Genomic DNA, 14915 nt, shown 5'->3' on the forward strand with positions numbered 1-14915 from the left:
CAGTCTGCCTACCACCAGGCGCACATTCATCGATAGATATCGCCGTCAGTGTGAGGATGACGGCGTCACCATGAACACCAATACCGCCTCGTTCATGCTCATCCTGAGTGACGCCCTCATCCTCATCTTGAGCGCCGCGCAACAGATGTTGAATTCGGTGAGGCGGGTGTGCGCCGCATGGCCGAGCACGGGATCGGGCTGCGTGCTGACTGATAGTGCGCTGCTGTTCTCGACGTTGGCGGGACACTTCTGCCCTTCGGCGGTGTCGTGAGCCCGATGGGCGATGGCGCCAACCCTCGGGACTGCCCCGGGAACCTCAGATCCGCAGCGCGCGCGAGGCTTCGGCACCGCTGGATTTGATGGCGACTGTCATACCCAGGCCTTGTACTCGTCGGTGAAGCATGGCCACGGGCGGGTATCCGTGGGTACATCGCCGGTGAGCATCAGGGCCACCTGGCGGCACCAGGCGCGTAGGTCGATGAACTCCAGCATGAGACTGGCAATGGCCTCCGGGTTCAGCGACGTGAACCGGAGCTGGCTGCCGCTGGTGGCCGCGACGCGTAGTAGTGGTTTGCTCCAGTTCGCCGAGCCGTTGATCGGCTGATTCCACTCCGCTTGCACACCAGCATCGGCGAGCCGGTTGATGATCACGTCAGGGGACATGCAGACGAAGAAGAACATCGCGTCGGCGATGAGGCTGGCGGCAACCTCCGGTGCCACAGGATAGATAGCCCATGGCGGTCGAGTGGGCCAGCGGGCGGCCGAGTCGACGCTCGTCATCGTCAGAGCGTGTTCGGGGGACCGTGCGCCGATCTTGCGTCGGGATCGGTCGAGCTCGGTCGAGAAGCGGTCGCCGAAGGTGTCTTCGCGGTAGTGGTGGGCGGCGGTGTATTGGCTTGCAGCGACGACGGCCCGGCCGGGCGAGACGACACCGGCCTGGATACCGGTGCGTTCGTGAGCGAGCCCAAGCACTTCACGTAGGCCGCGTAGATTCGTGACGAAAGGGATTTGCGTGCGCACGGGGGCGAAGCCGCTGGGCAGCACCGTAGCCTCGTCGGCCAGGACCATCGACGTGTCGATCAGAAGCTGGTCTTGCCTCTTGATTCGGCGATTGCTGTTGGTCTTGACCTCGTGGAGCAGGATGCTGCCGTCGTTGTGGAAGACGCTCAGGTCGCCGACTCGTAACGCGGCGGTGAGGTCGTGGTGCAGCACAAACTGGCCGTTGTCGCGCCAGGCCGTTTGGATGAACTCGCGCTCTTTGGCCAGGCCCTCCTTGCCCTGCATCAGGCCGGGGGAGGCGTTACGGGACAGAGCTACGATGACGCGGCGGTCATACCCGAACGCCCGCCAGGCAAGGGCGTCACCGATCGACTTGAGCTGTCGCCAGATCCGCTCGAAGACCTCGTCTTCCAGCAGCCACGAATCAAGGTCCGACGGGTCGAGCCCTGTGCCGAGGTTAGGCGCACCGCGCGGCACTTTCCCGCCGGGCTTCTTGAGTCGCTTGACGACGCGGCTGATCTCGCTGCGGCGCCGTTCGGCTTCTAGCACCAACCGGAACAGCCGCTCTTGGAACTCGTAAAGGTCCACTGCCCGCTGACAGCGCCGCAGGTCTCCGATCAACTCGATCATCGTGCGTAGCGTCTGCTGATGATGAGGGTGGGTCAGGATAACGTCGATCTGATTGCCGAGAGACCGGCCCATCAACGAGTTTCGCATCTGGTTTCCAGGTAGAGGTCGGAGGGCGCATCATCGGTGCCTACGGGCGCCTTCCGCAAGTGGAATCGCGGGTTGTGGATCAAGCAGACACCGCAAGGTCGCATCAGGTCGACCGGTGACCGTTGGGGAGCCCTGGTCTTCCCGTCCGCGGAGCAGAGGCGGTGGAGTTCGTGGCCATGTCGTCGTAGCCGGCGTCGCAAGGGGAGCACCCGGCGGCTACAGCAGACCCGATGTCGTCGCGGATAGGCAGGACGGCGTCGATGCCCTGTCCGGCGGGGTCGTCGAGGGCCCAGTCTTCGTGGCCCTGGCCCGGGAAGTAGGGACGAAGATCGCCACAGCCCATGGTAATGACGACGCTGGAGGCTTCGGAGCCCTTTGACTTCGGGATGGTGAAGTAGACGGTGAACACGGCGCGGCGGGCAGCCACCGCCAACGCGACGGCCATCTGCGTTTTGCGGGACCCCTGGCGGTCCGAGCAGAGCAGGTCCGCAGTTGCCTGGTCGAACGCCAATGTGGCTGGCCGGTGGTGGGATGCGGTCAGGTCAGGCTGTTGAGGAGTTGGCCGGCCACGGTGTCGCCTCGACCGTGGAGGCGGGCGAGGATTTGCCGTCCGTTGTCTGCGGTGGGGCCGGTGCCGTGCAGAGGGTTAGGGGTGCGGGTGGAGATGGTGACCAGGAACTCGGTGACCGCGGTATCCAATCGCTCACTGGTGGGGGCAGAGGAGCGTTCGCGATCGGCGAGCCAGCTGACGGCGTCGTGGACGAACACTGTCGCAGCCGGCTCCCGGAAGAAGCGGACGGCTGCGTAGGCGAAGTCGTCGTGGCCCATGTGCGCGCCGAACCACGTCGACCACGCCGGCACGGCTGCGCGGATGGCGGCTGTCTGCTGTTCGCTGACCGGCGAGTGCCCCCACTCGCCGAGGCCGGCGACGGCGAGCGCCAGGACGCCCCTGCCGGAGTGGCCCTGCCAGGTGCTGGCGGTGGTGGCGAAGTCGAGCATGTCTGCGACTAGGGTGGGGAAGGCTGCTGGCCACGGGTCCTTCGCGCAGGCAGTTTTCCAGACCTGGCTGAGGTAGTTGTCCACCCAGGAGGAGGCGGTGGCGCCGAGGGTGAGGATCGGCTCCCAGATCGTCCGGGCCTGTGTGGCGTTGGCGCTGATCGTGATGTCAGCGAGTAGCTCAAGAGCGCTACGTTCCTCGTCGTTGGGGTAGCGGGGAGAACGATTGGCGGCCTTGGTCGGGGTCAGCCCGGAGGCGAGGAACGTCGCGAGGTCGGCGGCGAACTCGACCGCCCGGGCTCGCGTGAGCGTATCCGCCGCAGCAGCAAGGGCTGTGAAGTGCGGGCGGGAGGCGACGAGGTAGCCGAGGTCGAGGGTGCGCAGTATGCGGGAGCGGTCGTCGCGGGCGTCGGGGAATCTGGTCGCGAGGGTAGTGGCGATCCAGTCTGCCAGCCGGGGCACCTCGGCGGGCAGGCTGCCGTTGGCGAAGGCGTCGAATGCGGCCTCGGCGGCCGCCTCCAGCTCCGGGAGGCCGTCGATCGGGCCGTGACCGGGCTCGTCGTCCTCTTGGTCCACGTCGAGTCCATCGGCTTCCTCCGGGTCGATGTCGGTGTCGAAGTCGAGGTCGTCGGCTTCTTCAAAGTATGGGTCGATGTCGTAGTGACACATCGACAGCCGCGCGCGGTGCAATGTCAGGTGCTCGAGCCGGCGCAGGTCGTCGGCGAGGCGGGGGTGTGCGGCGGCGAGTCGCATCACGGCGGTGAGGGTGAGGCGGCGGGGAACGAGCAGCAGCCGTGCGATGGCCGCGCGCACGGTGACGTCGTCGGGGGTCTCGGCCCACAGGGCGGTGAGCGCTTCGGCGCAGAAGACGTCCCGTTCATCGTCGGAGGGGCTGTCTGGGTCTGCGTGGGACCGCGTGGCGGTCGGGCCGGTGAGGGGGCGCAGCAGCACGGCCCTGCACCACGCCTCGCGGTCGGGGTGGTTCCGCAGCCAGTCGCGAGCGCACAGCACCAGCCACGCCGCGTACCCGCACCGCAGGTCCTCCACACCGCTGATCGAGCTCGGCGACTCAGCGTCCGGGACGAGAGCGTCGAGTTGGGGCTGGACGGTGGCCCACTGCTCCTCGAGCTCGGTGTCGCTGGGGCGGACATGGTCGGTGATGTTGCGGCGCATGGTGTGGGCGAACACCATCCAGGCGCGATCGCGGTCGAGGTGGTCCCGCATCTCGCGGGCTTCTTCCTCAAGGGCCGCCGGCGGGGTGTATACGAGGTAGGTCCTTCCGTCCGTGGCGCGGACAGCGTGGTAGTTCGCGATGTCGGTCGCGGCGAGCATCACCCGCCACCGGTGCGCGTCTGTCGCGGCCCAGTGCTCTCGGGCGGCGGTGAGCTGCTCGGTGAGCCGGCCGGTGACGAATGCGCCCAGGTGCACCAGTTCCAGGAGCGGGATCTTGCGATGGTCCATGGTGTGCCACTTGCGGGCCCGCATCGCCCGGGTGGGATCCATGACGAGCGGGAGCACACTGAAAGAGCGCATCGCCACGCTCATCCGGTCGTGGTCGAGCAGGTCGGCGCTGGTGACCAGGGGCGCAAGCGGGCCTTCCAGCAGTGCAGGAGTGTGGCGGGCGATATCGGCGAGCAGCCCCCACGTCGCGACCGATCGGCTGCCGGTGAGCTGGACGAGGAGCGTGGTGATGTCGCGGCCGTCGTCGAGAGCCTGGTAAAGGTGGGCCTCCAGGGCCATCATCGCCGCCGCCAGGATGTCCGGCACCTGGTGGCCACCGTGGCTCCAGGCCAGGACGGTGGCGTCACCGACCAGCGCGACGGGCGCGCCGTCGATTAGCAGCTCGAACGCCGGCCGCTCCTGCGTGGGTTCCTGGCCGCCTGACACCGGGGCGTTGCGGGTGCGTCTCCAATGGGTGGTCGCGTGCTCGACGAGGGCGAGCACCACGTCGACGCCCTGCGGTTCGGCGTTGATGAGCATCGCGCGGAACGGCCCGCACTCGGGGATCGGATCGAAGGAGCGCGGGGCGCTGGCGATGCCGAGGCCGTCACGCAGCCGGTGGTGGAAGTGATGGCGGTGATGGCGGTCGGAGTCGACGGCTGCCCGCAGCACCAGGTCCCGGGCCATCTGGGCGGACGCCGGCAGCAACGGCATCACGGTGTCGACGTCCAGCAAGGCTGCACGGAGTCCCGTCTGGCCGCGACGCTGGCGGCCACTGACCTGGACGCTGTGCTCGAGCTGGCTGTCAACATGGGGCAGCAGCGTGTCGAGGAAGGTGGCGACGGCGGCGGGTTCGACCGCGCCGGCGGCGATGACGCACCGCCACAGCACCGGCTCGACCGTGTCGTCGAAAAAGCCTCCGCCGTCGGTGTGCGCGAGGATGTGCCGTCCGACCGCCAGGCCGATCACAGCAGCCTGATCGCGGGCCGGCCACGTGTCGGGGGCGCGTCGCAGCCACAGGTCGGCGATCGCGGCGACCTCCGGGGCGGCCGAGGCGACCGCGGTCTCATGCTCCGCCGCCAGGACGCGCAGGACCGGAAGCCACAGCGGCCACACCGGCAGCCGCGACTGCGCGCCGGCGTACACCGCCACGTCCGGCATGTCGGCGAGCACAGTGATCCAACTGGAGTCTGGCACGGTCGCGGAGAACCGGAACCTGCGCAGCAGCCGTGCCAGCAGAGCGCTGTCGGCGGCGAGGCGCGACCACAGCTCGCCCAGAAGCCGGTCGGCGTCGTGGGCGTAGAACACCGCGTCGAGATACAAGTCCGCCACGAGCGGCTGGTCGGCGGCGTCCAGCGCAGACCGGTCGGCCTCCCACCGGTCGACACCGTGCTCGCCGAGCACGCCGGCGGCGTACAGGCGGATCGCTCGGTGCCACGACGGGAGCGCCGCCTTCTCCGCGATCACGCCGATGACGTCGTCGCGGGAGCGCAGGTAATGCAACAGCGCCCAGTCGTCGAACAGGTCGTGGGCGAAGGAGACCCGGCCGTCGACCTCGGAGAGGATCCCGTCAACGCGCAGCTGGTCGACGAGCCCAACGGCGTCGACCGGGAGGTCGTCCAGGGGAGTGTGGGCCCGCAGACGGTCGGCCTGCTCGACGGCGATCCGCCGCAGCAACGTCTGGCGGGTGGCGCCGTTCGGGCCCGCGCCGGCCAGCCGCTGCCACCACAAGCCAGCGATCGACGGCTCGTCACGGATAGCGGCAACCGTAGCCCCGGGCATCCGCAGCACCAGGTCGAGGACCTTCGGGCGACGCAGGACGCCACGGAGCCCACCGGCGACGACCACCGCGGCCAGGTCCGGGTGCCCGCGCAACACCAGATTGACGTCGGCGTCAGACAGGTCCCCCATCACGAGCGGGGCGGTCTGCGGGCCGTTGGCCTGCACCAAGTGCTCCGACACTCGGGGGAACTCCGATTGCTGCGAGGTGATCAACAACCGGATCCGGCCGCCGGTGGCGGCCGAGAGGCGTGCCAGGGCGGCCGTCGCGGCGAACGGCTCGTCGGTGTAGACCCGGTCGAGGCCGTCGACGACGACGCGGACCTCTCCGGGGGCAAGCGCCAGGACCTCCTCCAGGCCCCGGGTCAGCCCGAGTCGCGCGCCGACGCCGGCCTCGAGGTCCGCGGCCGACAGCCAAACCGCCCGGTGCGTGCCCGGGGCGGTCAGCCACTTCTTGGCCGCCACGGTCTTGCCGCACCCCGACGGCCCCGACAGCACGTTGACCGCCCCAGCGTCGGCGAGTACGGCGGTCACGTCGTCACGGACCAGGACCACGTCGTCGCCGAGCCGGTCCCGGACCCGGGCCGTCATGTTGGTGGTGTGCACGGTGAGAAGGCTCCAGTCGGGAGCGACATCCGGGCGCAGCTGGAACGCGAACTGCCCGCCCAGCCGGTCAGCCAGAAGCTGCCAGGTGACTGCCCCGCCTTTGGGGCCGCAGGTCGGCGACCACCTCAAGCAGCGCTGTCCACAGGTCCGCGACCCTTCCGGCCTGCTGCGGCACGAGCGCGGCGCGGCACCACCGGATCGCGTCCGCGATCGCCTGGGAGGTAGGGGTGAGGAAGTCCAGACGCAGAGGCAGAAGCAAGGCCAGCAGCCGGGCGGGAGAGGAGTCCACGTTGACCCCGTGCTGCTCGGCGAGCTCCGTCGGACACTTCGCCGACTCCCACAGCGAGCGCTTCGCCTCGTTGAACGCGCCGGGCACGCCGATCCGCGAGGCGATGCCAGCCTGGTCGGCGGCGGCCTCCCCGATCAGCTCCCCGAGCTCGACCCAGGTGCCCTGCGCCGCAGACCCTGACACCAGACCGACCCGGTCTGCAGCGCGCCGGAACCTGTCGGTAAGGATGTCGCGCCAGGCGGCCTCCACGAACTCCGTGTGCAGCCTGGCTCCGGTCAGCATGTCGAACGACTTCACCGACGCCGACCACCGCGGCCCACCGGCCGCGTCACCGGTGACGACCATGTCGTCGAGGAAGAACCCCGACGCACTGCCCTGGAACCGCACCTCCACCGGGACCGCGACCCCGACGCCCAGCGGCATCTCGCCAGCGGCCATCCCAGCGGCGAGCCACGCACCAACATGGTCTTCGAAAGTGAAGCCGCCACCGCCCGTGATGAACGCCGTCGCCGCCGACCGCCCGTCCGACGCCTCGCTGCTCGACATCGCCTGAGGCTACCGGCCCACACCCCACCCGGCCGCGCGACTGCCGGAGACGAGCCACCCACTCAGGACCCACCGTCGTGTCGAGCGCCCGCCTTGCCGTCGGCGTCGCGGTGATCATGTACGCCCCGCATGGGTGAACACCTGCATGCCATAACCGGCAGCTCAGGAGGGCTTCACGCGGCTCGCAGCAGTCGTCTGAGCAGTCGCCAGGTGGGCCGGCCGAACGGCGCCCATCGGTGCCCACCTCTGCAGATCCCCCGTACGCACCTCTGCACTCTATGCCGTACCCCGGCACCTGCCGGGGTACGCATAGAGTGCAGAGCCAAGTACACGCTGACGGACTGGGTGTGTCTCGCCAAGCGGCCCGGCGCGGCTGCCTTCACACCGGCGAAGCGAGCCGGGATCAGCCCGAGTCAGTGGAGTCAGCCGGCGTGGGTGTATAGACCAGGGCGGCAGCGACGTCACGTTGAGGGGTGCTGCTTGGTGTCGGCCAGTTCGGTTCCTCGGCTTGTAGGGGTGACCGGCTGTACTCTCAGTGCTTCGTGCAGTGTTCAGGGCTGCGCAAACCGCAGCCCGCTGAAGCAGTCAGAGAGGCAATCGTTCTTCCTAGGAGTGAGGGACGTGGATCGACAGGACGACCTGCTGGCGAGGCTCGCATCGCCGGACCGGTTTCCCGACAGGGTCAATGCCTTCGTGGCGCCAGTGGCGAACCATGTGGACGCCGTCTCCAAGGACCCTCTTGTCCTTCAAATCGCGGAGTCCGTGTACGAGGCGTTCGGCGACCTCGACGCCGATGGCGGTCTGACCCGCAGCGAGCTTGCCGCTGTCTGCAGTAAAACGATCTCCGCGAACGCGTTCGACGCAAGATTTGACTTGTTTGTGTCGATGGGCCTGCTTCGTCGCAACCGGGAAAAGCCGCATCAGCGCCGATATGTGTTGAACCCGACCAGCGTCGCAGCGCTACTTGTGTTTGAGCGGTTGCGAGAGGTCGGCGGCGTTCAGGAGATCATGGCGCTCCTGGACCGTACTCGACAGGAGCTGATGGCGGGAAAGATTCGGCGAGAGACACTCCTGGAGCGTCTGACCAGGGCCAGGCGAGGCTTGTCTATCTTTGCTGGCCACCTCCAGCATCTCGTGCGCGCGCGGCCGTGGGAGGAGTTGCTTGCCGAGCGGAGCCATCACCGGTCGACGGACCAGTTGCTGTCGGAGGCGAAGATGCTGGTAACCGTCGTGGCTGAGAATTTTCCTGATCTGGCTGGGCTCGGCTCGCGGCTCATCGGCGAAGCACTTCGGTACTCTGCCGCGGTCAATGAATTCTGTGATCGACTGCTGGAGCAGGCCGCAGCCCGGCGAGACTTCTCAATGCTATTGCCAGAGCAGTACCTGAGTGCCGCCCTGAACTCCACTCTGGAGGAGCTGGCCACGCCGTTCGCGCGGACCATCTTCGACCCCGCCACTCTGGTAGTGACACCCGAGCAGGTTATCCAGGCTGTCGAGCAACACCGACCCCGTCCGGCCCGTCAGCGCCCGCCGCGTCCACCCGCGATGCCACCCGGGCCTGACCCAATCGACCAGGCGCGTGATCGCGTGATCGCGGAGCGCGCAAGGGTTGCTGCAGAGGTAGAGCTTCATTTGCAAGGCGGAAGCGACGTGGACCTCACAAGCCGCATTCGAGGCGCGTCCTGGCGAGGCGCCGCACGTATTGTGGCAGACGCCCTGAGCGCTCATGCCGACCCGTCGATCCCCGTCCGGGTGGAACTGTCAGAAGCGCTTATTGTGGACTCCATCGGGCCGGTCAGCCACGTTACCCCGATAGCCCTGCACCGCCTTGCCGGATCGCACGTCGCAGTTGAGATCCACGCTGACTCCGAAACGCAAGGGGCACCCCGTGTCTGACCCGCTTTCATTGGCACGCATGCGAGCGCTTCGCACGGTGGAGGTGCCGGTGGACGGCAGTCAGTTCTCCGCGCTGCACAGCGCCGCTGAGCATGCTGCCCGGAGGATTATCGACGTCGTCGGGGATGGCGGTGTGCGCGTTCTCCTGCTGAGCTGGGACCAGGACTACGACCCTGGCAGCGTGTTCGGGGCCGATGCCGACAGCCTGCGCCGCGCGGCGCCAACCGTCCTCCTCACCTTGGCTGCCTGCATCGGTTGCTGCTGGCCAAATCCAAGCGAGTCCCTGTACCCCGGGCAGGCCGCGCCCGAGGACGACATCTTGGCCGCCCTCGACCACTTTACGGTCGGTCTGCCCACCACATCGGCGTCACAGAACGCCGCGCGACGGGTGTGGAAAGGAGCGCTTCGACATCTTCGGGCTTGCGGCCTGATCGCAGCAGATCTTGGAGATGGTACCGTCCGCCTAGGCCCAGAGGTCGCTACGTGGACGGACGCCGATATCAGTAAGCTACGCGGTCGCTACGATGAGCTTCCGCGGGGACGCGATCAATCGTGACGACGCCGGCCCTCAGCGCACTGCCGCCAAACCGCAGAGCCGACGTCGTCGTCGCCGTCTACGCCCTGGAACGAGCGACCGAGCCGCTGCCGATGTCTGCCTTCCGCGCGCTCGCGGAGCCCGCCCTTCGGGACGTCGTTGAGAAGGTGCTTGCCGCGGCCGGACGCGTCTTGGTCAAGGCCGGTAGCGGCTTCCTGTCTGGCTACGACGACCAGATTGCGGCTCAACTCGCGGACGAGGGTTGCGGAGTTCTGCGGCGGGAGGATCGCGCCGTCCTTGCGCTGGTCTTCCTTTTCGCCGTCGTTATTCCACGTGCGGAGGGCAAGATACCTCCCGAGTCACCGTGGACGCAGGCGCGCCCAGTGCCGCGCGAACGACTGGGTGATACCAGGATCCCTGGCACGACGATCAGGTCGTCACTCCGACGCCTTCAGGACGCCGGGATCGTGCGCACGGCCCACGGCGGGCTTGTGCCCGGGCCACAGTTTTACCGCCTCACTCCCGCAACGTCGACGGCATTGTTCGACGAGCTGATATTGCTGGCCGAGCCCGACGGCGCGCTGGCCGACTCCATACGTCGACGCCGACGTGCTCGCACAGGCGCCCGAGACGGCGCGAACGAGTGACAACGAGGAGACCAGGAAAGTGCCTGAACGCGGGATTGTAGGGTTTCGCCAGCTCCTGGCCGTCCAAACCTTTGACATAGCTCGGCTAACTACCCACCCTGTAGAAATTATTCCTGGTAAGTTTGTTGCAGTTTCGGGCGTCGGACCCAAGGGCGACTCGAACGGATCAGGGAAAACTAGCTTCCTCGCGGCCGTATCGATACTCCTTGCTGACCCGCAGTGGCGCCTCGATACCAACGGCGGAAAATACGCTAGTGGAGTACTCTTCAAGCCCGACGCCGCGGGAATCGATCCATTACTGAAGGTCACCGCAGCCCCATATGGGTACATAGTCGGCGTCTTCACGGAACCAACGGAGCCAGCGAACTCGGCGCTGACGGTATGGGTCCGTATAGCGTCCGACGCGCCGTACGCGCAAGCACGGTGGGTTGACGGGATCTACGTCGCCGATGCTACAACCGACGACGAGCGCGTCCTTCAAGCGGATACACTGTGGCAAGCCATGCCAGCGGATAGCACGATTTCAGCTAGACGAATGGCAGAGGAACTCTATGGAGAGGCACCCCGCTGCCTAACCTATCTCGACACGTCGCTACGGCCAAGCATCCCGTCCCTTCTCAGTCAGCAAATGACCGAGATGCAGCCCGCCGAGATCGGAAGCTCGCTCATCGCATTAGCAGGTCTGACCACCAAGCTCGACGAGGAAGAACGGCAACGCGGCGAAGTCCTGGAGCAACGCAGGAACCTGACCGAAACAGAGCGAGACGCGGACCGGGCGTGGAAGGAGGAGGAAGCAGAGCTTGACGCAGTCACTGCCCGTGAGTCCGCCCGCTCCGCGCTCAAGAATGCTGAATTCCAGTGGCGGCTCTATTTGGCGAAGCAGTACCTACGTGTTCTCGATCAAGACCGCGTCCTTGCGTCCCAACTGCCCGAACGCGAGGAGATTTACAAATCAGCGAAGGCTACGGCTGCCGAGGCTGCGGGCAAGCTGGGAGAGCTTCGCTCTGCAACTAATCTTGCCGAGGACGAACGTAAGGCGAAGCTCGACTACGATTCCGCTGACAGAAATCACAGACAACTTACGAACACACGAACCAGCCTTGCGACTCGAAAGAGCTCGTTGATCGACGAACGCAACCTACTCCTTCCGCAGGCCGAACGATGGAACGGCACGCCGTTGGCCGATGCGCAGCAGGAGCTGACAGAGGCAACCGAGGCAAAATCGGGTGCGGCCTCCGAGCTGAGCACAGCGAAGGAAAATGTACTAGCTGCTGAAGCGGCGCTGCAACGAGCACGCATAGGGCGTGCAGGCGACGCAGGACTACTCGCAGAACGGCTCGTAGCGAGAGGCGTAACGGCGTTTCCGCTAACTGACGTTCTCGACGTTGACGACATGGCTCGTGAAGAGTGGGAGCCAAGACTCTGGCCTTGGCGTGATGCTGTCATCGTGCCACCAATAAACCCTGCGGACTTCCACGAGATCTTTGCAAATGAGCCTGGCGCACAGCTCATCGGCGCCGACCCATTTGAGCATGGCAGCGAGCGGCTGACAATAACCGGCCTCCATTACCCGGCTGGTCTTCACGAATTCATAACCACCCTTCAGGCCAGACTTACATTCAATCCATCTCCTCCACGGGTGAACGAAGAGACTCTCCGTTCCACTACGCTGGGTGGATTTGTCGAACCCTTCATTGGTAGAGAAGCACAAATACGTCGCGCCAGCGCCCGGCTGAAGGAGGCCAAGAACCGGAAGGAGCAAGCAGAAGCCAAGGTGCGAACAGTCGACGCCCGTTGGGTTCTGGCCAATATCCAGCACAGGGCGGCGCAAGCAAAGAAGCGCCTTACGGAGATCGCCGGTCAGGAAGCCGATCTCGACCGACAGATCGCGGCTCTTGACCCGAAGATCGCTGAGGCCCTTGCCAAGAAGGAGGAGGAATGGGAACGATACGAAGCAGCACGAGATCGGTTTGTGGGCCACAGTAATCTCGTGGCCCTTGCGGAAGCGGCGTTGGAGAAGGCTCGCGCGCATGAGGCTGACGGCCTCAAGAGACTGGAGGATCTCCGCAGTACGCGAGAAAGGCTGGCGGTTGAGATATGGCGCCGCGAGTGGGGCGGCGACGAGGAACAGGCGAAGGCCCTGCTCGAAGAAACGCCCGGAGCGCCCAAAGCCCGACTGCAAACCCTTCTCCGCCGAGCGAGCGAGCTGCTCAATGACGCGATGAGGACCTTCCTCGCTGGCCGGGATGACATCCCGGATGACATATCCGACGCGGCACAGCAGCGAGAAAAATTCGCTGAGCAGCTACCGACGGAACCGCCCGCCGTTACCTTTGCCGCAATTGCCAGCCCTCTCTCCACCCGCTTGAGTGGGCACGCCGACCGCGACGCCGTCACGCGGTCCCGCATCGAGAAGCTTCGAGCTACTCGCCAAGAGGCGTTGGAGGAACTCCGTATCGAAGTCGGAAACGGCGGCGAGAGGCTAAAGACCGTCCAAGGAATGATAGAGCACCACATTGAGGGTGTCCTACGCAGTGTCAGCCAGGCTCTAAACCGCCTGAGTTTGTACGGCGCAGAACTTGAAGTTGTCAGCATGCGGCCGGAAGGTGCCGCCGGCTGGCGATGGGAGGTAACGCCGAAATGGCGGCGGTCCCGCAGCGGAGGAATGGTTCCTTATCAAGAAGTAGCCAACGGAGCTCAGGTTAAGGTCTTTGCGATTCAACTCGTCCTTGCTGCACTGCTCGCCGACACGGATACGTTCGGCCGCGTCCTGATACTCGACGAACTGGGCAACAGCCTCGGTGACGTCAACCGCAAAGAAGTCCTGACAAACCTTCACTCGGTCGCTGAACAGCAGCAAGTCACGATCCTCGGAACCTGTCAGGACTCTGTTCTCCCGGACGCCGCTGATCACTTCGGCGAACTCATCTGGTTCACGCATGCGACTACGAGCGACTCATACAATCAACCAACTCGAATGTGGGGCCACGACCAAAACGGCAATCGAGTTGAACTCACCGCCGAATGGCTCAAGGCGGGCCGAGCTCATGTCTGACAACCAATCACCGAACGCCATCAACGTTCCGCTCCTCATCGGCGAGGCGTACGGTCGAGTCGAAGTCCCACTGCCTGGTCTACCAGATGGTGTCGCGGCAGTGACTGTGCCAAGACCTGGACCCGCCGGCGACCGAGTCCCACGCGACCGCAAGCGCCGCGTAAGAGTCACCGAAGTAGATCTCGTCGCACGGGAATCTGTAGATGCGTACTACCCGCCATCCACACTCGCTCCCCAGCAGTTGATATGGGTCCTTGAGACAGGATCAAGCCGGCGCTGGGCCACCATCGAAGCGAGGTTCGACCAGCGAGCCTGGCCCGTGGCCGTTGACCTGATTCGCGCAGGCGGTGTCGTCGTACGCTGCGACGTCGACGTGCTCAGGTTCACGCCCCGTAGCTGGCGACTCACACATGCTTGGGCGTCCCAGGCAGATGACCTCCTGCAGGAACTGCGCGGACGCATCCCGCCAGACGCCGCTCGCACACAACTGCTCAACGTTATGAACGGTGTGCCGGAACTAGCCCACGAGCAGGCGCTGCTAGCCGCCATCGAGGCCGGAACCCCGCTTCGTGCGCCCTCCGGGTCGCGCACTCAAGCTGGCGCGTGGCCGGTCTACGAGGCCGCCATCCGGGCCGCCAGTGTTTGGTGGCCCGTCCAGAATAGTGGTCAACGCCGCCTCACAATGAGGGAACTCGCCGGAAAAGCCCTCGGTGGATCGAAGAAGTGGACGCCGGCACGCCAGCAGGCATTTGAGAACCTCGTAGGCATGCCGTTCGACCAAGCCCTCGACAAGGCGGACTATGAGATCCGAGTCCAAGGCCCGCTGCGGTGGTCCGTCGGACCTGTAATCGCCGATGCCTCTAAGGGGCAATGGATCGGCCTTCCCGCTGAGGGGGTGCGGCTGGTCGGCCGGATTGAGCGTAGCGCTCGTGGGGTCCTAGTTGTCGAGAACTCCGATACCTTTCAGCAAGTCTGTCTCCGCCGGGACGTAACCGACACCTGGCTCTGTGTCTGGGGCAAGGGATCGGTCGCCGACGGCACCGTTGCTTTCCTCCGGTGCATAAGCGATCTGCCCATCGCCGTTTGGTGCGATCTTGACGCCTATGGCATCAGAATCGTTCACAGCCTTTCCTGCCGCCTTGAACGCGATCTCACGCCGGTCGGCATGAGCGTTGACCTATATGCGAATGCAACGAAGTACCAACCAGACGATCCAGAAGAATCACAACGCGTCGCTAAGAAGATGGCCATCGAGGGTCCGGAAGCACTGCGCGACCTCGCGAACCTCATCGCCGAATCTGGCGGGCTTGGCTGCGAACAGGAGACGCTCTACGACGAGGTCCTCGACCAGCTCGCCGATCAACTCCATGAGCTCGAACGCTAACCCGCCGGCTGGAAGTCAGGTCAGTC

10 protein-coding genes are annotated in these 14915 nt (G+C 65.8%); 6 read left to right on the forward strand and 4 right to left on the reverse strand.

Annotation, left to right across the window (positions count from 1 at the left end; translation table 11 throughout):
• Window positions 1–70: 70 nt before the first annotated feature.
• Complete coding sequence (locus ACY34I_RS23425) at window positions 71–271, forward strand: hypothetical protein (protein ID WP_462757205.1); 201 nt, start codon at window positions 71–73, stop codon at window positions 269–271.
• Between the two features lie 98 nt (window positions 272–369).
• Here the strand turns inward: ACY34I_RS23425 and ACY34I_RS23430 are convergent, their stop codons facing one another.
• From ACY34I_RS23430 to ACY34I_RS23445, 4 genes are all read right to left on the reverse strand, one after another.
• A complete protein-coding gene (locus tag ACY34I_RS23430; RefSeq protein ID WP_462757206.1) occupies window positions 370–1716 on the reverse strand; it encodes a hypothetical protein in 1347 nt (448 codons plus the stop codon).
• Window positions 1717–1819: 103 nt separating this feature from the next.
• Entirely contained in the window at window positions 1820–2161 is a 342-nt protein-coding gene (locus ACY34I_RS23435; protein WP_462757207.1) for a hypothetical protein, read from the reverse strand.
• A gap of 92 nt (window positions 2162–2253) precedes the next feature.
• Window positions 2254–6537, reverse strand: coding sequence for a hypothetical protein (locus ACY34I_RS23440; protein ID WP_462757208.1), 4284 nt, complete (start codon window positions 6535–6537; stop codon window positions 2254–2256).
• A gap of 67 nt (window positions 6538–6604) precedes the next feature.
• On the reverse strand, window positions 6605–7372 hold the full coding sequence (locus tag ACY34I_RS23445) for a hypothetical protein (protein WP_462757209.1): 768 nt from the start codon (window positions 7370–7372) through the stop codon (window positions 6605–6607).
• Window positions 7373–7993: 621 nt separating this feature from the next.
• On the opposite strand from ACY34I_RS23445, the gene ACY34I_RS23450 reads away from it, so the two are divergent.
• Genes ACY34I_RS23450 through ACY34I_RS23470 form a run of 5 tightly spaced genes read left to right on the forward strand, consistent with a single transcriptional unit; the run spans window position 7994 to window position 14889 of the window.
• Window positions 7994–9268 carry a hypothetical protein gene (locus tag ACY34I_RS23450; protein ID WP_462757210.1) on the forward strand — a complete coding sequence of 425 codons (1275 nt, stop codon included), beginning with the start codon at window positions 7994–7996 and terminating at the stop codon, window positions 9266–9268.
• The gene (locus tag ACY34I_RS23455; protein ID WP_462757211.1) at window positions 9261–9824 is read left to right on the forward strand and encodes a hypothetical protein; all 564 of its coding nucleotides are present in this window, start codon (window positions 9261–9263) and stop codon (window positions 9822–9824) included. Before ACY34I_RS23450 ends, ACY34I_RS23455 begins: the two co-directional genes overlap by 8 nt.
• On the forward strand, window positions 9821–10450 hold the full coding sequence (locus ACY34I_RS23460; protein ID WP_462757212.1) for a hypothetical protein: 630 nt from the start codon (window positions 9821–9823) through the stop codon (window positions 10448–10450). Before ACY34I_RS23455 ends, ACY34I_RS23460 begins: the two co-directional genes overlap by 4 nt.
• Window positions 10413–13505 (forward strand): coiled-coil domain-containing protein, encoded by a 3093-nt coding sequence (locus ACY34I_RS23465; protein WP_462757213.1) that lies wholly within the window; start codon window positions 10413–10415, stop codon window positions 13503–13505. Before ACY34I_RS23460 ends, ACY34I_RS23465 begins: the two co-directional genes overlap by 38 nt.
• Window positions 13498–14889 (forward strand): Wadjet anti-phage system protein JetD domain-containing protein, encoded by a 1392-nt coding sequence (locus ACY34I_RS23470; RefSeq protein WP_462757214.1) that lies wholly within the window; start codon window positions 13498–13500, stop codon window positions 14887–14889. The genes ACY34I_RS23465 and ACY34I_RS23470 overlap by 8 nt, the downstream gene beginning before the upstream one ends.
• The last annotated feature ends 26 nt before the right edge of the window (window positions 14890–14915 follow it).

The organism is Micromonospora sp. RTBAU3-60, from assembly GCF_054963695.1.